The sequence below is a fragment of the Ancylobacter sp. 3268 genome, from assembly GCF_031456575.1.
Classification (GTDB): Bacteria; Pseudomonadota; Alphaproteobacteria; order Rhizobiales; family Xanthobacteraceae; genus Ancylobacter.
Genome location: NZ_JAVDUX010000014.1, coordinates 173,163 through 192,521, shown reverse-complemented (window position 1 = coordinate 192,521; position 19,359 = coordinate 173,163). Strand labels below are relative to the sequence as shown.

At 66.0% G+C, this 19,359-nt stretch carries 11 protein-coding genes and 1 tRNA gene; 9 read left to right on the top strand and 3 right to left on the bottom strand.

Going from position 1 to position 19,359, the window contains the following annotated elements; genetic code table 11:
• The first annotated feature begins 238 nt into the window (after window positions 1-238).
• The 3 genes from J2X65_RS19785 (at window position 239) to xth (ending at window position 5,395) form a co-directional block, all read left to right on the top strand.
• On the top strand, window positions 239-4,123 hold the full coding sequence (locus J2X65_RS19785) for an autotransporter domain-containing protein (protein ID WP_310204585.1): 3,885 nt from the start codon (window positions 239-241) through the stop codon (window positions 4,121-4,123).
• A 310-nt stretch (window positions 4,124-4,433) separates the two neighbouring features.
• Window positions 4,434-4,604 (top strand): hypothetical protein, encoded by a 171-nt coding sequence (locus tag J2X65_RS19775; RefSeq protein WP_310204582.1) that lies wholly within the window; start codon window positions 4,434-4,436, stop codon window positions 4,602-4,604.
• 11 nt (window positions 4,605-4,615) lie between these two features.
• Window positions 4,616-5,395: an exodeoxyribonuclease III gene (gene xth, locus J2X65_RS19770; RefSeq protein ID WP_310204580.1), complete on the top strand. Its 780-nt coding sequence runs from the start codon at window positions 4,616-4,618 to the stop codon at window positions 5,393-5,395.
• A 129-nt stretch (window positions 5,396-5,524) separates the two neighbouring features.
• Here the strand turns inward: xth and J2X65_RS19765 are convergent, their stop codons facing one another.
• Window positions 5,525-5,779 carry a hypothetical protein gene (locus tag J2X65_RS19765; protein ID WP_310204577.1) on the bottom strand — a complete coding sequence of 85 codons (255 nt, stop codon included), beginning with the start codon at window positions 5,777-5,779 and terminating at the stop codon, window positions 5,525-5,527.
• A 667-nt stretch (window positions 5,780-6,446) separates the two neighbouring features.
• Here J2X65_RS19765 and J2X65_RS19760 point away from each other — a divergent pair.
• Window positions 6,447-6,665 (top strand): hypothetical protein, encoded by a 219-nt coding sequence (locus J2X65_RS19760; protein WP_310204574.1) that lies wholly within the window; start codon window positions 6,447-6,449, stop codon window positions 6,663-6,665.
• A 115-nt stretch (window positions 6,666-6,780) separates the two neighbouring features.
• Here the strand turns inward: J2X65_RS19760 and J2X65_RS19755 are convergent.
• Window positions 6,781-6,870, bottom strand: a tRNA-Ser gene (locus J2X65_RS19755).
• A 114-nt stretch (window positions 6,871-6,984) separates the two neighbouring features.
• The gene (locus tag J2X65_RS19750) at window positions 6,985-7,410 is read right to left on the bottom strand and encodes a hypothetical protein (protein ID WP_310204571.1); all 426 of its coding nucleotides are present in this window, start codon (window positions 7,408-7,410) and stop codon (window positions 6,985-6,987) included.
• Window positions 7,411-7,655: 245 nt separating this feature from the next.
• On the opposite strand from J2X65_RS19750, the gene J2X65_RS19745 reads away from it, so the two are divergent.
• From J2X65_RS19745 to J2X65_RS19725, 5 genes are all read left to right on the top strand, one after another.
• Complete coding sequence (locus J2X65_RS19745) at window positions 7,656-8,843, top strand: efflux RND transporter periplasmic adaptor subunit (protein WP_310204568.1); 1,188 nt, start codon at window positions 7,656-7,658, stop codon at window positions 8,841-8,843.
• Window positions 8,844-8,924: 81 nt separating this feature from the next.
• Window positions 8,925-12,116 carry a multidrug efflux RND transporter permease subunit gene (locus J2X65_RS19740; RefSeq protein ID WP_310204565.1) on the top strand — a complete coding sequence of 1,064 codons (3,192 nt, stop codon included), beginning with the start codon at window positions 8,925-8,927 and terminating at the stop codon, window positions 12,114-12,116.
• Between the two features lie 243 nt (window positions 12,117-12,359).
• Window positions 12,360-15,671: a transglutaminase family protein gene (locus J2X65_RS19735; protein ID WP_310204562.1), complete on the top strand. Its 3,312-nt coding sequence runs from the start codon at window positions 12,360-12,362 to the stop codon at window positions 15,669-15,671.
• Between the two features lie 79 nt (window positions 15,672-15,750).
• Complete coding sequence (locus J2X65_RS19730) at window positions 15,751-18,264, top strand: circularly permuted type 2 ATP-grasp protein (protein ID WP_310204560.1); 2,514 nt, start codon at window positions 15,751-15,753, stop codon at window positions 18,262-18,264.
• Between the two features lie 20 nt (window positions 18,265-18,284).
• Window positions 18,285-19,244 carry a transglutaminase family protein gene (locus J2X65_RS19725; protein WP_310204625.1) on the top strand — a complete coding sequence of 320 codons (960 nt, stop codon included), beginning with the start codon at window positions 18,285-18,287 and terminating at the stop codon, window positions 19,242-19,244.
• Window positions 19,245-19,359: the final 115 nt, after the last annotated feature.

The following is a 19,359-nucleotide window of genomic DNA, read 5'->3' as shown; positions in this document are numbered from 1 at the left end:
GCGATCTCCGCCCACAAATCATCCGGAAGCAGCTTCTTCACCATGAAGCCAAACTCAAGCCGACATGGTTAACAAACGGTTTTGTTAGGCGCTCTTATCCCATTCCGGCTCGTTCATCATTGAAGACGGCGCCAAAGTCGTCGGACAGACCGCCAGCCTGACACGTCCAACGAGCCTGTTGCGTGTCGTGGGTGGAAGCGCGAATGGCGCACCCTCGACATTGGAACTTCGCAAGGACGTGCGTGTCGATACCGCGGTCGTCGGAAGTAGTTCTACCCCGCACCTGATCGTTGAAGATGGCGGGAAGCTTGTCAGCGCCAGGGGGTTTATCGGCCGGGGCCACATGATGGTTTCCGGTGTTGATGCCGCCGGTAATCCGTCGGTATGGGAGAGTCCGCGTCTGGTGGTGAATGGTCCCGAGGGCGCGTCCCTCCTCGTTGAAGGGGGAGGCAAAGTCATCTCTGAAGCAGCCTATGTATCTCAGATTTTCTCCTCCACCAGTGCGGCAACCGTGGAGGGGCGTGATGCTGGAGGGCAGGCGTCCGTATGGGACATCGGCGCGCGTCTAGATGTGGGTTATTCGGGCTTGGGGACGCTCGCGCTAAGGGATGGAGGCACGATGGTCGGCACGCGGCTCGTGCTGGGAGCTGGTGGCGGTCGTGGAACCCTTCTCATCGGTGCGGCGGCAACCGACGCGCCGGTCGATCCCGGCGAACTAAACGTCGCACGATTGGCCTTCGGGACCGGCCAAGGCCGGCTCGTCTTCAACCATACCGGGGACGATTATGAGTTCTCCGTTGGGATGACGAGCACCGAGGGGCATCCGCCGATCATAGACCACATCTCCGGCGAGACGGTGTTGAACGGCAACAGCTCCGGCTTTACTGGCACAACCAACGTGTCGGGCGGTGCGCTGGTGGTCGCGAACAAGCTCGGCGGTACGGTCTCGGTGACCGGCGGCAGTCTCGTGGTGGACGGCTCCTTTCTCGGCGACATCACGGCGAAGACGGGAGGCATACTCTCGGGCGCAGGGACCATTGGTGGCGGTGTGAGCTTGACCGAGGGCGCCATGTTGGCGGGAGCGCAGGGGCAGACGCTCACCATCGCCGATGACCTGACGCTGGACGCTCGCTCGCAGGTGAATGTCGCGCTGGGCGGAGCTCCAGCGGCAACGCTGTTCGATGTCGGCGGCCACCTGACGCTTGACGGCATGCTCCACATCACCGACCAGGGCGGTTTCGGCACCGGCGTCTATCGACTGTTCGACCACGACGGTCAATTGACCGACAACGGGCTCGACATCGGCAACGTTCCGGCCGGTGCCGATCGCGCCGATCTGTTCGTACAGACCGCCGTGCCCGGTCAGGTCAACCTCGTTTCGAACCAAGGGACTGAACTCGGCTTCTGGGATGGCGGAAATCCGGGGCGGCATGACAATGGCACGGTCGATGGCGGCGCGGGGCTGTGGCGGGCGGACGGACGCAACTGGACGGAGGCCGATGGCGCGGTAAACGGCCCCTATCGGCCGAACCCGACCTTTGCCGTGTTCCAGGGCCGCGCCGGCACGGTGAGCGTGGACGGCGCGGCTGGAGCGATCGGTGTCTCCGGCATGCAGTTCGCCACCGATGGCTACCGCATGGAAGGCGCCGCTATCGCGCTCGAGGGGGCCGGCGGCGAGAGCATTATCCGGGTCGGCGATGGCACCGCAGCGGGCCGCGCCATCACTGCCACCGTCGCTTCCGCGCTGACCGGCGACACGCAACTCGTCAAGACCGATCGCGGCACGCTGGTGCTGGAGGGGAGCAACAGCTACTCGGGGGGGACGCGGATCGATGACGGCGTACTGTCCATATCGTCCGACGCCAGTCTCGGCGCGGCGTCGGGGAAGCTGATTCTCAACGGGGGCACGTTGGCGGCCACGTCGGATATCGTCAGCGGCCGGGCGATTACCCTCGCCGCAACCGGCATTGTCGATGTCGGAATGGACAATACGTTGCGCCTCGACGGCGTCATCGGCGGAGCGAACAACCTTCGCAAGACGGGCGAGGGGGCCTTGGTGCTGACCGGCGCCAATACTTATGCCGACACCGTCGTCGAAGCCGGTACGCTCATGGGCGACGTCGAAGCGATCCGTGGCGACATTGCCAATGCCGGCACCATCGTGTTCGACCAGTCGGCGGACGCTAGCTTTGCCGGGATGATCTCGGCGCGCGGCGGCATGAAGGGCGCCATGGTTAAAGGCGGCTCCGGCGAATTGACGCTCACGGGAAGCTCCGCTCTCGACTGGACGGTTGAGGCAGGCAGCCTTACCTCTACGGCTGAACGCTTCGCCGGCAATGTGAAGATCGGCACCGCGGGCATCTTTACTTTCGAGCAGGCAATCGACTCGACTTATGCTGGACGGATCGCGGGCACGGGCTCTTTCAACAAGATTGGCACCGGCATGCTTTTCTACGACGGCAAGAGCCCGGATTTTGCCGGCACCGCCACGGTGGGCGCCGGAACGTTGATCGTCGGTTCGGAAGTCGCCTACGAGAACGCGGTGCTCGGAGGTTCGCTTCAGGTGCTGGATGGAGCGACGTTGGGCGGCCACGGGACTGTCGGCTCAGGTTCGGGCAGTGTGGTGACGTTAGCGCAGGGAGGCAGGCTCTCCCCGGGCAATTCCATTGGTACGCTTACTGTCAACGGCAACCTTGTCGTTCAGCCCGGTGCGAGTTTCCTTGTCGAGGTCGATCCGGGGAGCACCGATGGCGACCTTGTCCATGTTACCGGCGATGCGACGCTGAATGGTGGCGCCGTGATCCAAGTCGGGCCGGAGGGTAATTTTCAACCGAGCGCCATCTACACCATTCTCGCCGTGGACGGCACACTGTCGGGGCGCTTTGACAGCGTCCGTTCCGGCTTCGCCTTTCTGGATGCCGATCTTGCCTATGATTATGCTGCCGGCACGATCGGGCTGGAGCTAGAGCGCAACGATGTCGATTTCGCCGCCGATGCGGTGACGCGTAATCAGATCGCCACGGCCAATGCCGTCGAGAGCATCAGGGCTGCGGCGCAAAGCCCGGTCTATCACGCGGTTCTGCAGCTGCCGGACGATCCCGCTGTCATCCAGGCCGGCCTTGACCAGCTCTCGGGCGAGATCCACGCCTCGGCGCAGTCGGTGCTGATGCAGAACAGCCACTTCCTGCGCGACGCGGTGGCCGGGCGGCTGCGAGCGGCGTTCGGCGGGGTAGCGGCGCCGACAAGCCCGGTGATGGCCTATGAGGGCGGGGCGGTGAAGGCCCTTCCCGCCGATACCGAGCGCGGCGCGTTCTGGGCCTATGGCTTCGGTTCCTGGGGCGGCTTTGCGGGCACTGGCAATGCTGCCTCGGTAAACAACGACGTTGGCGGCGTCTTCATGGGTGCCGATGCGCCGGTGCTGGAGAGCTGGCGGCTCGGCGTGATGGCGGGCTACTCCTCCGCTTCCTTCGACATTGACGACCGTTCTTCCTCCGGCGACGGTACCGATTGGCATGTCGGCCTCTACGGCGGTACCCAGCAAGGGCCCGTGGGGGTACGGCTCGGCCTCGCCTACACGTGGAGCGAGATCGAGACGGCGCGCGCGGTGGCGATCCCCGGCTTCTCGGATCAGCTGAATGGGGATTATGACGCCGGCACCTTCCAGGCCTTCGGCGATGTCGGTTATCGCATCGATCTCGGCGTCGCGTCCTTCGAACCCTTTGCGGGGCTGGCCTATGTCAGCGTCGACACGGACGGCTTCACGGAGCAGGGCGGGGCGGCGGCTCTGAGCGCGGCGGGCCAGGACATGGAGACAACCTTCACGACGCTGGGACTGCGGGCCTCGACTGCCTTGAGCCTGGGCTCCGGGGACGTGGTGCTGAGCGGAGCGCTGGGCTGGCGGCATGCGTTTGGCGATGTGGTGGCGGCTTCGACGCTGGTCTTTGCCGGTTCGGAGAACTTCACGGTGGCCGGAGTGCCGATCGCCGAGGATGCGGCGGTGGTCGAGGCGGGGCTCGCTGTGAGCCTGTCCGAGGCGGCGACCCTCGGGCTGGCCTATCAGGGGCAGTTCGGCGGCGGCGTTACCCAGAACGGTTTCAACGCGGCGCTGTCCGTGAAGTTCTGAGGGGCATCTCGAGTAGAGGTGCCTTCGAACATCGCCTGGCCGACCTGCCGGCCGAGTCCGCCAGCGTCGGGTCACGTGATGCGGCCTTCCCGCTGCCGCATGGACGAGGCGACGAATTCCACCACGGCTCGCCGACGCCCGATCCCCGTGGCTTACCGAAGGCGCGGAACATGGTGGACCCCTATCTGCATCTCGACGAGATCAGGGTGAGGCCACGGGATTTTCGATAGCGAGCGACGCGGAACCGCGAGTCCAGTGCGCGACTTTCCTGTTTCAGCGGCCGAGAAAGGCCGTGAATCAGGAGAACCCCATGAGCAAGCGCGAACTCATCGACACCGGCACCGACAAGCGTTATGTGCGCCGCGACGACGAAGGCCGGTTCAAGGAATCCGACGATGTCGGGCGCTCGCTGGCGCAGGACGTGCGTAAATCGGCCAAGACCAAGGTCAAGTCCGGCGAGGGCGACAGAGGCGACCGCTGACGCGCACCGCGATGAAGATCGCGACCTTCAACGTCAACGGCGTGAACGGCCGGCTCCCGGTTCTGCTGCGATGGCTGGCAGAGGCGGAGCCGGACGTCGTCTGCCTTCAGGAGTTGAAGGCGCCCGATGAACGCTTCCCGCGCGGACAGATCGAGAAGGCTGGCTATGGCGCCATCTGGCATGGTCAGAAAAGCTGGAACGGGGTGGCGATCCTCGCCCGCGGAACCCAGCCGATCGAGACGCGGCGCGGACTGCCGGGCGATCCGGATGACGGCCACAGCCGGTATATCGAGGCGGCTGTCGCTGGCGTGCTTATCGGCTGCATCTACCTGCCGAACGGCAATCCGGCGCCGGGCCCGAAATTCGCCTACAAGCTGCGCTGGTTCGATCGTCTGACGGAATATGCGTCAGAGCTGCTGTCGCTGGACGTGCCGGTGGTACTGGCGGGGGACTACAACGTCATGCCGACGGATCTCGACGTCTACAAGCCGGAACGTTGGCGAGACGACGCTCTGTTTCGACCGGAGGTCCGGAGCGCCTATCACGCCCTGGTCGCTCAGGGGTGGACCGATGCGCTTCGCACGATGCACCCGGGAGAGCGCATCTACACGTTCTGGGATTGCTTCCGAAACGCGTGGGGCCGAGACGCCGGGCTGCGGCTCGACCACCTGCTCCTGAGCCCGGCGATTGCCGATCGCCTGCGTGCTGCCAATGTCGATAGGGCAGTTCGCGGCTGGGAGAAAGCGAGTGACCACGCGCCGGTCTGGATCGAGCTCGCCGAGCCGAAGTAGCAGCGGCGAGTCCAAGAAGCTGGCTTGCTACCCTCTTCCCCACGATGTGCATTCTGCGAGCCACGATGCGTACCATCTCGTGCTGGTCGCGCGGAGCCGGCGTATATAGTCACCCAGCGTCGTCACAGATTAGGCCGCCATGCTTCCCCGAGCTACGACCTTCTGATCAAACATGTCGTGAAATTTCTGGGGTGCCGGCCCAATGTCCATAGGGTTTCTGCGGTCTTCGAATGCGCATTCGATTTCAGACACCAGCGCTACGCGGCGACGCTCCCGCGCCTGTTCCACAGTACGGCCCTGAGCTGCAACATCCAGTTCAAGGGCCTGTGCGATAAACATGTCGCCATCTTGGAAGATGACAACGCGCAATTCCAGACCCATCATAATTTCTCCTCCTCGCCTTCGCGCCACGCCTTATCGAGCGAATGCAGCGAATGCGGAACTAAGCATCGCATATAGTGACGCAACCCGGACCAGTGATAGACCGCACATTCCCTGGCAGGAATTGCCCTGACGCCTGGCAGCGTTGGGCGGCGGTCGAAGTGTATCTGCCGTTTGGCAGATCAGCGGACGCGCTTGGCGGCGCGGCTCCGAACCGGATCATATTGTCCGGGGGGCGGCCGTTCTGCCCAGCCTGAAAAGGTAAAAGCGTCCGACTCGTCTCACTGGCGAGTTGCTACCCCCCGGATGCCGGTTCCGACCGCCGGCACGGCTGTAGCAGGCCGAACCAGTGAGGCCATCCCATGACCCTGCAAACCCTGCCGACCGCCCCCACGCCTCGCCTGCCGCTCCCCATAGTGCCACCGGCCGCCCGTGATCGCCGCCAGCGATGACGACAGAGCGCCTCCCGACGACGCGCTTCAGGAGTTGCTCGAGGCCATCCGCAAAAATTTCTTCATCGCCGATCTGGCTGGGGCCTCGCCCACACCGTGCGGAGCGGCGAGCACGACTTCTCGAATCTGCACGCTGCCGTGAAGTCGACCGTGGCCAACGCCAAGCACGTGCTCGAGTTGGCGACGCGCGTCCGGGCACAGGTGGAAGGGAGGCTGTCATGAACGTCGACGCCCAGCACCGGCCTCCTCTATCCGTGGAGCTCCTTGATGTCGCCGACGGCCTCAACAACGTCAACAATCTACTTGAAGCGATCCACATGATGGCGGAGAGCCTCGAGCCGGAGGAATGCAACGCGCTTCAGCGGGTCGTCGTGCTCGGCCAGGGCATGGTCAAGAACCTTGAGAAACTGATTCAGCCGTCCTCGCCCGCCGCCTGATCTGCCATCCGCCCCGTCGCGCTTCATTGAGGTGCGGCGGGGTGCCTAAACGCTGGGTATGACAACCGTGCGGTTAAGGTCCAAAGCGCCAAAAATATCAATGAAATCAATGGGTTGGCGGAGAGAGCGGGATTCGAACCCGCGATACGGTTGCCCGTATACACACTTTCCAGGCGTGCGCCTTCAACCACTCGGCCACCTCTCCCCGGCATCGACCGTCGCAGGTCCATGCACATCGTCCCATCGGGACGGTGGCGCCGAATATAGTGAAGACGGCCACTTGGCAAGCCGTCACGTGCAAAGGGCGGCGTCTGCCGGCTCAGTTCGCCGCCGGGGCTGTGGACGAGATGGTGCAGCGGGCTGCATCCGCAGCACTGCCCATGAGGTGGACCTGGTCCTTGCCGGTACTCCCGGCGACGATGTTGTAGATCGTCGTGCTCGCCGTGCCCACGGCCTTGCCCGACACCGTGAAATCGCAGGTGACCACCGCCGCGCCGATGGTGGTCTGGCCTTCATTCACGACCGATACCCCCATCACCGAACCGACCGGATCGGTGAAGATGTCCCCCTGCTTCAGCTTCAGCGCCGGATCGGCCGACGCCGGAACCATGCCGGCAACGGAGGCTGCGAGGAGGACCAGCAGCCCCCGGGCCAGAACGCCGCATATCGGCCGGTGTCGAGCGAAGGGATGCCGGGCGTATTCTGGTCCGATCGCCAGCGTGCGGGCGAGGCTCGTCATCATCATGCTGCGTCTCATGGTTCGGATGCCGTCCGGGTATCGTCGCGTCGCCGTGAAATCAATAAGGGCTGGCCGGCGACGAGGCCAGAGAATACCACGCCACGGTAGATGGCGGATCTCGGCCGGCCGATCGGGAGCTTCACTGAAAAGTTCAATAACTTCGATAATCTAGACAAGTCCCACCCCCTTAATATAGTCGGACGGGTGGGGACAGTTTGCGGGGGTGGCCCATGAGGCCGTTAAGGTGGCGCATGGCGGGACGAGCGTGCATCGGCGTTATCGGTCTTGCCCTCGCGATGGCGGGTTGCACGGAAAAGAACGAGTATGTGCCGCCGCCGCCCCCTAAGGTCACGGTGACCACACCTGTCGAACAGCCGGTCATTCGTTACCTCGAATTGACCGGCAACACGGCGACCATAAACACCGTCGATCTCGTCGCCCGCGTCGAGGGCTTCCTGATGTCGATCGACTACAAGGATGGGGCGACGGTAAAGAAGGGCGACCGGCTGTTCCTCATCCAGCAGGACACCTACCAGGCCAATCTCGACCAAGCCAAGGCCTCGCTCGCCTCCGCCAACGCCCAACTCACCAACGCCCAAGCCGAATATCAGCGCCAGTCGACGCTCGGCCAGCAGGACTTCTCGTCGCAGGCTGTGGTCGACAAGGCCCGTGCCGCGCGCGACCAGGCGCAGGCGGCGGTGGATTCGGCCAAGGCAAATCTCGAGGTCGCTACCATCAATCTCGGCTACACCACGGTGGTGGCGCCGTTCGACGGCATCGTGACCCGCCATCTCGCCGATGTCGGGCAGCTGGTCGGCCATAGCGAGCCGACCAAGCTCGCCACCATCGTGCAGATGGATCCGATCTATGCGTACTTCAACCTGAGCGAAAACCAGGTGCTGCGCATCAAGCAGGCGCTGGCCGAGGCGGGTCGCACCATCGAGCAGGTGAAGGAAATCGAGATCGACATTGGCCTGCAGAACGAGGACGGCTACCCGCATAAGGGGCGGCTGGACTATGTTTCGCCAGAGGTCGATCCCTCGACCGGCACGCTGCTGGTCCGTGCCTTGTTCGACAACAAGGACCTTTCCCTGCTGCCGGGGCTGTTCGCCCGGGTGCGGGTGCCGGTGCAGCGACTGCCCAAGGCGCTGCTGGTGGCCGATACCGCCATCGGCGCCGCCCAGCAGGGCAGCTATGTGCTGGTGGTCGACAAGGACAATGTGGTCGCGCAGAAGGTGGTCACCACCGGTCAGCTCGTCGGCTCGTACCGGGTGATCGAGAGTGGGCTTGCCGCCGGTGACAAGGTGGTGGTGGGCGGCATCCAGCGCGCGGTGCCCGGTTCGAAGGTCGATCCGGAAGAGGTGGCGCCGGCGGCTCCTCCTCCGCCGGCCGCGCCTCCCGCCGCGCCTTCGCCCGCCGCCCCCGCTGCCAAGCCCTAACCGCGCCGCGGCGTGCTCTCCGTCCGGTGCCGGGCGGAGCCTGAAGTTGATACCGGCAGACCCGCAACCGAGGCCCGTGCCATGATCTCCCGCTTCTTCATCGAACGGCCGGTTCTGTCGAACGTTCTCGCGCTGGTCCTGGTGCTCATCGGCGCGGTGGCGCTGCTGAAGCTGCCGGTGGCGCAATATCCCAATGTGGTGCCGCCCACCGTCCAGGTGACCACGCTCTATCCCGGCGCCAGCGCCCGCACGCTGGTGGATACCGTCGCCCTGCCCATCGAGCAGCAGGTCAACGGCGTCGAAGGCATGCTGTACATGCAGTCGACCAGTGCCTCGGACGGCACCTACACCTTGACCGTCACCTTCGCCATCGGCACCGACCCGGACTTCGCGCAGGTTCTGGTGCAGAATCGCGTCGCCATCGCCATGGCCTCGCTGCCGCAGGCGGTGCAGGTGCAGGGCGTGACGACGCAGAAGAAGTCCACCTCCATCCTGCAATTCGTCACGCTGTTCTCGCCGGACGGGCGCTATGACAGCCTGTTCCTGGCCAATTACGGCATCATCAATCTGCAGGACGAGATCGCCCGCCTGCCCGGTGTCGGCAATGTCAGCATCTTCGGCTCCGGCCAATATGCCATGCGCGTCTGGCTGGACCCCAATCAGCTTCAGGCCCGCAGCCTGACGCCCGATCAGGTGATGTCGGCCATCCAGCAGGAGAGCCAGGAGGTCGCCTCGGGCGTGGTCGGCATGCCGCCGGTGCCGAAGGGGCAGAACTTCCAGTTCACCCTCAACATCGCCGGGCGGCTCAATGACGCCGCCGACTACGAGAACATCATCGTCAAGGTCGACAACGCCAATGGCGGGCAGATCACCCGCCTGCGCGACGTCGCGCGCGTCGAGATCGGTGCCCAGACCTACAGCCAGATCTTCACCTATAACGGCCGGCCCGCCGCGTCGCTCGGCATCTACCAGCTTCCGGAGGCCAACTCGCTGCAGGTGGCGACGGAAGTGCGCGCCAAGATGGCCGAGCTCGCCAAGAACTTCCCGCCCGGTCTCTCCTATGCCGTGCCCTTCGATACCACGGTGTTCGTCAATGCTTCGGTGACGGAGGTCTACAAGACGCTGTTCGAGGCCGGCGTGCTCGTGCTGGTCGTCATCCTCGTCTTCCTGCAGGACTGGCGGGCGACTCTGGTGCCGGCCACCACCGTGCCGGTCACCATCATCGGCACCTTCGCCGCCATGGCGGCAATGGGTTTCACGGTGAACCTCTCCACCCTGTTCGCCATCGTGCTGGCCATCGGCATCGTCGTGGACGACGCCATTGTCATCGTCGAGGGCGTCTCGCGGCACATCGAACGCGGACTGCCGGGCCGGGAGGCCGCTGAGAAGGCGATGGACGAGCTGTTCGGGCCGATCATCGGCATCACGCTGGTGCTGATGTCGGTTTTCATCCCGGCGGCCTTCATGCCGGGCCTTACCGGCCAGCTCTACCAGCAGTTCGCCCTCGTCATCGCCGCGACCGCCTTCATCTCGGCGATCAACGCGATGACGCTGAAGCCGACGCAGTGCGCGCTCTGGCTGCGCAAGCCGGTGCCGCCGGAGAAGCGCAATTTCTTCTATCGCGGCTTCAACGCTGTCTATGACCGGGCCGAGCACTGGTATGCGGCCCTCATCCGCCGCATGGTGAAGGTGAGCTATCTCACCGCCTTTGTGGGGGTTGTGCTGATCGGCGTGTCGATCTGGGGCATCACGCGGGTGCCGACCGGCTTCCTGCCGACCGAGGACCAGGGCTATGTGATGATCGGCGCCCAGCTGCCGGATGCCGCCTCGCTCGAGCGCACCCAGGCGGTGATGCAGAAGGTCTCGAAGATCGCCGGCGATACGCCGGGCGTCGAGGACGTCATCGCCATATCCGGGGTCTCGATCCTCGACAACAACGCTACGCTGCCGAATGCCGGCGTCGCCTATGTCATGCTCAAGGACTGGGACATCCGCGACAAGGCTGGGCAGGGGCTGCTGGAAATCTACACCTCGCTGAACCGCGAATTGCAGCAGATTGAGGAGGCGATCACCTTCGTACTGGTGCCGCCGCCGATCCAGGGCATCGGCAACGCCTCGGGCTTCACCATGATGGTGGAATCGCGCGACGGCAGCTTCGACTTTCCCAAGCTGCAGAGCGTGACCCAGCAGATCACCGAGAATGCCGGCTCGCAGTCGGCGATCCAGCATCTGAGCACCTCGTTCCGGGCGAACGTGCCGCAGCTGTTCATGAGCATCGACCGGGTGAAGGCCGAGACGCTCGGCGTCACGGTCGGGCAGGTGTTCTCCACCATCCAGGGCTATGTCGGGTCGAGCTACGTCACCCAGTTCAACCAGTTCGGCCAGACCTTCCAGGCCTATGTGCAGGCGGAGAGCGAATTCCGCCGCACGCCGGACCAGATCCTCGGCATGAAGATCAAGACGCCGTCCGGGGAGATGGTGCCGATCGGCACGCTGGCGACCATCAAGCCGGTGTTCGGCCCATCGCTGATCACGCTCTATAATCTATACCCTGCCTCGACCATTGTCGGCGTGCAGTCGGCCGGCTTCTCGTCCGGCCAGGCGCTCGACATCATGAAGCAGGTGGCCGACGACACGCTGCCTCCCGGCATGGGCTTCAACTGGAGCGCCATGTCCTATCAGGAGGTGGTGGTCGGCAACGAAATCTACTTCGTGTTCGGGCTGGCCATTCTGCTGGTCTATTTCGTGCTGGCCGGCCAGTATGAAAGCTGGATCCAGCCGCTTTCGGTGCTGCTCGCGGTGCCGCTCGCCCTGCTCGGCACGGTGGCGGCGCTGACCGGGCTCGGCATCGCCAACAATCTCTACACTCAGATCGGCCTGATCCTGCTGATCGCGCTCTCGGCGAAGAACGCCATCCTCATCGTCGAGTTCGCGCGTGAGAAGCGGGCGGAGGGCATGGAGATCATGGACGCAGCGGTGGAGGCGTCGCGGCTGCGATTCCGGCCGATCCTGATGACCTCCTTCGCCTTCATCCTCGGCGTCCTGCCGCTGGTGCTCGCCACCGGCGCCGGTGCCAATTCGCGTAAGTCGATCGGCATCGCGGTGTTTTCCGGCATGCTCGCCTCCACCTGCCTCGCCGTGCTGTTCGTGCCGTCCTTCTATGCGGTGCTGCAGCGCTTTGAGGAGCGCGGCAAGCGCAAGGCCAAGCCGGGGGCGGCGGAGGCGGCGGCCGGCCCCGAGGCCGGCGAGGGCGAAGCCAGGCCGGTCGCCTGAGGCGCGGAGCGGCGCCTGCCGCCTTCGAGGATGCTTCTCCTGCCTCGATAACAGGCATGGCGCTGGCGATTCCCTGAGCGTCGGCGCGGCGTGATCGCCCCGACGCGTGCCGGAGCGCCCGAACGGGCGCGGCATGATTCCTGCGTTGATCCCGCTACGGAGCCCGCTTGCCCCTTTCGGGGCGGCGGCGCGTCGGCGTAGGCTGGCGTCCCGTGTCCGCGTTGTTAAGTTTCAGTTGGTGCCATGACCATTTTCGCGAGCCTGCATCACGTCACGGCCTATCAGTATGACCGTCCGGTCACGTTGGGTCCCCAGATCATCAGGCTGCGCCCGGCCCCGCATTGCCGCACGCCGGTGAAGAGCTATTCGCTCAAGGTCACGCCATCGAACCATTTCGTGAACTGGCAGCAGGACCCGTTCGGCAACTGGATGGCCCGCTTCGTCTTCCCTGAGCCGACGAAGGAGTTCCGTGTCGAGGTCGACCTCATCGCCGACATGACCGTCTACAATCCCTTCGACTTCTTCGTCGAGGAATATGCCGAGAAGCTGCCCTTCACCTACACGCCCGACCTCGCCAAGGAACTGATCCCCTATCTCGAGGCCGAGGAGGGCGGGCCGCGCCTCGACGCCTATGTCGAGAAGGTGCGGCCGAAGGACGGCGAGCCGACCGTGGACTATCTCGTGCAGCTCAACCAGCGGCTCCAGTCCGACGTCAATTACCTCATCCGCATGGAACCGGGCGTGCAGACGCCGGATGAGACCTTGAGCCTCGCCGCCGGCTCCTGCCGCGACTCCGGCTGGCTGCTGGTGCAGATCCTGCGTCGCCTCGGTCTCGCCGCCCGCTTCGTCTCCGGCTACCTGATCCAGCTGAAGCCTGATGTGAAGGCGTTGGACGGCCCCACCGGCACCGAGGTCGATTTCACCGATCTGCATGCCTGGTGCGAGGTGTATCTGCCCGGCGCCGGCTGGATCGGCCTCGACCCGACTTCCGGCCTGCTCTGCGGCGAGAGCCACCTGCCGCTCTGCGCCACGCCGAGCTACCGCTCGGCCGCGCCGATTTCCGGTGGCTTCAGCGCCGAAGAGGGCACCCGGACCGAGTTCGACTTCGATATGAAGGTCACGCGCGTCGCTGAGAAGCCGCGTGTCACGCTGCCCTTCTCGGAGAACGCCTGGTCTTCGCTCGATGCGCTGGGCGACAAGGTGGACGCCGATCTCGCCGCGCAGGATGTGCGCCTCACCATGGGCGGCGAACCCACTTTCATCTCCATCGACGACTATCAGAGCGCCGAATGGAACACCGCGGCGGTCGGCCCCACCAAGCGCATGCGGGCGGACGACCTGATACGCCGGCTGCGCAAGCGTTTCGCCCCCGGCGGCATGATGCATTACGGCCAGGGCAAGTGGTATCCCGGCGAGAGCCTGCCGCGCTGGACCTTCTCGCTGTACTGGCGCAAGGACGGCAAGCCGATCTGGCGCGACCCCGCCCTCGTCGCCGCCGAGAGCTATACCGGCGCCGCGATCGGCGAAGCCAAGGCCTTCACCGAGAACCTCGCCGAGCGTCTCGGCCTCGCCCCGGCCTATGCCCAGCCGGCCTATGAGGACGCCGCCCACTGGATCGTCAAGGAAGGAGAGCTGCCGGAGAACGTCGACACGCTCGATTCCAAGCTGGAGGATCCCGAGGAACGCGCCCGGCTCGCCCGGGTGTTTTCGCGCGGCCTCGGCAAGCCGAGCGGCTATGTGCTGCCGATCCAGCGCTGGCAGGCGCGTGGCCAACTCGGCTGGATCAGCGAGCTCTGGCAGTTCCGGCGCGGCAAGCTGCTGCTGGTGCCGGGCGACAGCCCGGTCGGCTACCGGCTGCCGCTCGCCAGTCTGCCCTGGGTGCCGCCGGCGCTCTACCCCTATGTGAACCCCGCCGACCCTATGACCATTACCGGCGAACTGCCCGATGCCGAGGTGCTGCACCAGCGCTATCGTCGGGTGGAGAGCGAGGAGGGGCATCAGGAAAAGGTCGACCAGATCCTCACCGGCACCGGCTCGGTGCGAACGGCGCTTTCCGTCGAGCCACGCGACGGCCGGCTCTGCGTGTTCATGCCGCCGACCGAGCGGCTGGAGGATTACCTCGAACTGCTCGCCGCCGTCGAGGTCACCGCCGCCGAGTTGAAGCTGCCGGTGCATATCGAGGGCTATGCGCCGCCGGTCGATCCGCGGCTTAATGTCATCCGCGTCGCCCCCGATCCGGGGGTGATCGAGGTCAACGTCCACCCGGCGGTGAACTGGAAGACCTGCGTCGAGATCACCCGCGACCTTTACGAGGACGCCCGCCAGACCCGGCTCGGCACCGAGAAGTTCATGGTCGACGGCCGCCATACCGGCACCGGCGGCGGTAACCATGTGGTGGTGGGCGGCGCCACGCCGGCCGACAGCCCGTTCCTGCGGCGGCCGGATCTGCTCAAGAGCCTGGTGCTCTACTGGCAGCGTCATCCCTCGATGTCCTACCTGTTCTCCGGCCTGTTCATCGGGCCGACCAGCCAGGCGCCGCGCATCGACGAGGCGCGGAACGACAGCCTCTACGAATTGGAGATCGCCCTCGCCAACGTGCCGGCGCCGGGCAAGGGACAGGCGCCGCCGCCCTGGCTGGTCGACCGGCTGTTCCGCAACCTGCTCACCGACGTCACCGGAAATACCCACCGCTCCGAGATCTGCATCGACAAGCTGTTCTCGCCGGATGGTCCGACCGGACGGCTCGGGCTGGTCGAATTCCGCTCCTTCGAGATGCCACCGGACTGGCGCATGAGCCTCGCGCAGCAATTGCTGCTCCGCGCGCTCATCGCCTGGTTCTGGCGCGAGCCGCAGGACGGCCCGCTGACCCGCTGGGGTACCGCGCTTGCCGATCGGTTCATGCTGCCGCATTTCGTCTGGGCCGACTTCATGGACGTGCTCGGCGACCTAGGCCGTGTCGGCTATCACGTCGATCCGGCGTGGTTCGAGGCGCAGCGCGAGTTCCGCTTTCCCTATTTCGGCCAGGTCGAGCATGGCGGTGTGCAGCTGGAGATCCGCCAGGCACTGGAGCCGTGGCACGTGCTCGGCGAGGAGGGCGCGATCGGGGGCACCGTGCGCTTCGTCGATTCCTCGGTCGAGCGGCTGCAGGCGCGGGTGGAGGGACTGAATCCCGCCCGCCACGTCATCACCTGCAACGGCCGTCGCCTGCCGCTGATCCCCACCGGACGGTTCGGCGAATATGTCGCCGGCGTGCGCTTCAAGGCGTGGCAGCCGGCCTCCGGCCTGCATCCGACGATTCCGGTGCACGCGCCGCTCACCTTCGACATCGTCGATCTGTGGTCGAGCCGTTCACTCGGCGGTTGCGTCTATCATGTCGCACATCCTGGCGGGCGCAATTACGAGACTTTTCCGGTGAATTCCTACGAGGCGCAGGCCCGGCGTCTGGCGCGCTTCCAGGATTACGGCCACACTCCCGGCTATCTGTTCGTGCCGCCGGAGGAGCCGACGTCGGAATTCCCTGCCACCCTCGACCTGAGGAGGCCGGCGGGAATCTGACGCCGTGCCGGGGGCAAGCGGCGCGCCGGCCACTGCGATGGCGTGTAGGGCGTGCCGGGGGTCCTGAATCGAGGAGGCCATGGCGGGAGGGAGCGAGCTGCAGGCGTTGACGCGCCGCTTCGAGGCCGAAGCGGCGGATTCGCTGATGTCCAGTTATCGGCCGCTGCCCGGCGTGCATGACGAACTCGTCGATGCCGAGGGCAAGCTGCGCCCGCAATGGGGGCCGCTGCTGGCCGGGCTGGCGGAGATGGGGGTGGAAGAGGTCAACCGACTCTTCACCGCCGCCGACCGCTATCTCCATCGCTCCGGCGTGTTCTACCGCGTCTATGACGATGCCGGCGGCGGCGAGCGCCCCTGGCCGCTCGCGCATCTGCCCCTGCTAATCGACGACACGGAATGGCAGGCGCTATCGCGCGGACTGATCCAGCGGGCGCAGATGCTGGAATCCGTGCTGGCGGACATTTACGGCGACGGCGAACTGGTACGTTCCGGCGCCCTGCCGGCGGCGGCGGTGGCCGGCAGCCCGGAATTCCTGCGCCCCTTGGTGGGCGTCGATCCGCATGGCGGCAGCTTCCTGCGCCTTTATGCCGCCGATCTCGGCCGCGGGCCGGACGGTCGTTGGTGGGTGCTGTCCGATCGCACCCAGTCTCCATCCGGCGCCGGCTATGCGCTGGAGAACCGCATCGCCATCTCCCGCTCGCTGCCCGACCTGTCGCGCTCGATGAACGTCGTCCGGCTGGCGGGCTATTTTCAGGGGCTGCGCGCCGGGCTGACCAAGCTCGATCGCTCCGGCGAGGGGCGGGTGGGGCTGCTCACCCCCGGCCCGCTGAACGAGACCTATTTCGAGCACGCCTATCTCGCCCGCTATCTCGGCTTCGTGCTGTTGCAGGGGGAGGACCTCACGGTCCGCGACAACGCGGTCTATGTGCGCACCGTCGCCGGGTTGAAGCGGGTCGACGTGCTGCTGCGCCGACTCGATTCCGACTTTGCCGATCCGCTGGAGCTTAACCCACGCTCGCGGCTCGGTATTCCCGGGCTGGTGCAGGCGGTGCGTGCCGGTGGAGTGGCGCTTGCCAATGCGCTCGGCGCCGGGCTGATCGAAGCCCCGCTTATGATGAGCTTCCTGCCCAAGATCGGCCCGCGCATCCTCGGCGAGGATCTGCTTTTGCCCAACGTCGCCACCTGGTGGTGCGGCCAGGAAACCGAGCGGGAACGGGTGCTGGACAGCTTCGACGACCTTGTCATCGCCCCGGCCTTCGGCCGCAGCCTGCCGGGCTTGCTGGAAGACGGGCCGGTGATCGGCGCCGACCTCACGCCGGCCCGGCGCGAAGAGGTGCTCAAGGCGATCCAGACCCGCGGGGTGGACTTCATCGGCCAGGAAGCGGTGCGGCTCTCCACCATGCCGGTGTGGCGCAATGGCCAGCTGGAGCCGCGCCCTTTCATCCTGCGGCTGTTCGTCGCCGCCACCGAGAAGGGGTGGCAGGTGATGCCCGGCGGCTTCTGCCGCGTCTCCGACAGCCGGGATTCCCGCGCCGTCACCATGCAGCGCGGCGGACGCTCGGCCGATGTCTGGGTGCTCGGCGCCGGCCCGGTGGACCAGACGACGCTGCTGCCGGCGCCGGGTGCTGCCGAGGTGCGCCGGCAGGTCGGGCCGCTGCCCAGCCGCGCCGCCGACAATTTCTTCTGGCTTGGCCGCTATGTGGAGCGGGCCGAACTCACTCTGCGCCTCCTGCGTACGCTGGTCGGACGATTGTCCTCGACCATCGAGGGGGACAACGTCTCGGTGACCAAGCTCACCCATCTGCTGAAGAGCTGGGGCGCGGTGCCGGCCGATCTCGCCCATGCGCGTACTACCCGCCAGGCCTTTGCCGCCCTGTCCCGCAGCGACCTCTCCGGCGCGCTGCCGAGCATCGTCGAGGCGGCCCGCCAGACCGCTTCGGTGATCCGCGACCGCCTGTCACCCGATGCGTGGCGCACGCTGGCCGACCTGGCGCTGATGCTCGCCGAGCCGGTGCCGGCCAAGGGTGCGGAAGCGGAATCGCATGAAAGGCTGGAGCGGGCGTTGCGCTCGCTCTCGGCCTTTTCCGGCCTCGCCTCGGAGAACATGAACCGCCAGGCGGGCTGGCGCTTCCTCGATCTCGGCCGGCGCATCGAGCGCGGCATCTCGACCGCCCGTATCGCCCGGACGCTGGTGGGCGAGATGGTGAGCGCCTCGACCCTCGATGTGCTGCTGGAGCTGTGCGACAGCCAGATCACCTATCGCTCGCGCTATGTGATGACCGAGAGCCGGGCGCCTGTGCTCGACATGGTGCTGCTGGACCCGGTCAATCCGCGCTCGCTCGCCTATCAGATCGACGCCATCGCCGAGCATCTCGATCAGTTGCCGGCCCATCACGGCGACGAGCCGCCGCTGCCGGAGGAACGCCTCGCCGCGCGGCTGCTCGCCTCGATGAAAGCCTTTGGCGCCAACGAGTTCGACGACGCCCGGCTCACCGAGGTGGAAATGCAGCTGATGGAGTTGTCGAACGACATCGCCGAGCGCTACTTCATTCATCGCTCGCCGGTCGAGACGCCATGGGACCTCCTGGCGTGACCGCGGGCCGAGTCGCCGCCATGAAATACGACATCCACCAGGCCACCGCCTACCTCTATGCCTCGCCGGTGCCGGTGGCACGACATATTGTGCGCATGGTGCCGGTGAGCCGGCCGGGGCAGCGGGTGACCGACAGCCACATCGCCGTCGATCCCGAGCCGGCGGAATGGGTGGAGACGCGCGACTTCTTCGGCAACCAGGTCGCGCATATCCGTATCGAGACCGCACATACGCGCTTCACCGTGCGCACGTCGGCGCGGGTGGAGGTCGACCCGCCGCCGGAACGCGATCCCGCCGCCGGGCCGAGCTGGGAGGAGGTGCGCGAGGCGGTGGGACATAGCGAGGATCTCACCCCGCATTCGCCGGTCCATCACGCCTTTCCCAGCCCGGCGGTGACACTGTGCGAGCCGATAACTGATTGGACGAGAAAGAGTTTTCCTCCGGGGCGGCCGATGCTGGAGGCCTGTGTCGAGCTGATGCAGCGCATCTATGACGACTTCGCCTATGACAGCCGTGCCACCGATGTCTCGACGCCGGCCATCGAGGCGTTCGAGATGCGGCGCGGCGTCTGCCAGGATTTCGCGCATATCATGATCACCGGCCTGCGCGGGCTCGGCCTGCCGGCGGCCTATGTCTCCGGCTTCCTGCGCACCGAGCCGCCGCCGGGCAAGGAGCGGCTGCAAGGCGCGGATGCCACCCATGCCTGGGTAAGTGTCTGGTGCGGTTCGGAATTCCAGTGGATCGGGCTCGATCCCACCAATGCGCTGATCGTCTCCACCGACCATGTGGTGCTGGCCAATGGCCGCGACTATACCGACGTCGCCCCCATTGGCGGGGTGCTGGTCGGCTCCGGGCGGCAGAAGCTCTCGGTCGCCGTCGACGTCATCCCGATGCCCGAGACGACACCCGACGCGATGGCGCCGGATGGGGCGCCCGGTGAGGCCGGTGGGATGGACGATGAGACCGAAAACCCCGGTTGACCGGCCGATCCGCCGTCGAAGGTCGGGGCGGCGCGACAGCGCGGCGGCGGCAGGCTAGACATTCCGGGCGGCATCGCGAATCGCCGCGCCTGAATCGCCGCCGACCCGAGGCCTC

Excerpts from the sequence above, each read along its gene's own strand:
- J2X65_RS19775 (WP_310204582.1), top strand. The coding sequence starts at position 4,434 with ATGAGCAAGCGCGAACTCATCGACACCGGCACCGACAAGCGTTATGTG.
- xth (WP_310204580.1), top strand. The coding sequence starts at position 4,616 with ATGAAGATCGCGACCTTCAACGTCAACGGCGTGAACGGCCGGCTCCCG.
- J2X65_RS19765 (WP_310204577.1), bottom strand. The coding sequence starts at position 5,779 with ATGATGGGTCTGGAATTGCGCGTTGTCATCTTCCAAGATGGCGACATG.
- J2X65_RS19760 (WP_310204574.1), top strand. The coding sequence starts at position 6,447 with ATGAACGTCGACGCCCAGCACCGGCCTCCTCTATCCGTGGAGCTCCTT.
- J2X65_RS19750 (WP_310204571.1), bottom strand. The coding sequence starts at position 7,410 with ATGATGATGACGAGCCTCGCCCGCACGCTGGCGATCGGACCAGAATAC.
- J2X65_RS19745 (WP_310204568.1), top strand. The coding sequence starts at position 7,656 with ATGGCGGGACGAGCGTGCATCGGCGTTATCGGTCTTGCCCTCGCGATG.
- J2X65_RS19740 (WP_310204565.1), top strand. The coding sequence starts at position 8,925 with ATGATCTCCCGCTTCTTCATCGAACGGCCGGTTCTGTCGAACGTTCTC.
- J2X65_RS19735 (WP_310204562.1), top strand. The coding sequence starts at position 12,360 with ATGACCATTTTCGCGAGCCTGCATCACGTCACGGCCTATCAGTATGAC.
- J2X65_RS19730 (WP_310204560.1), top strand. The coding sequence starts at position 15,751 with ATGGCGGGAGGGAGCGAGCTGCAGGCGTTGACGCGCCGCTTCGAGGCC.
- J2X65_RS19725 (WP_310204625.1), top strand. The coding sequence starts at position 18,285 with ATGAAATACGACATCCACCAGGCCACCGCCTACCTCTATGCCTCGCCG.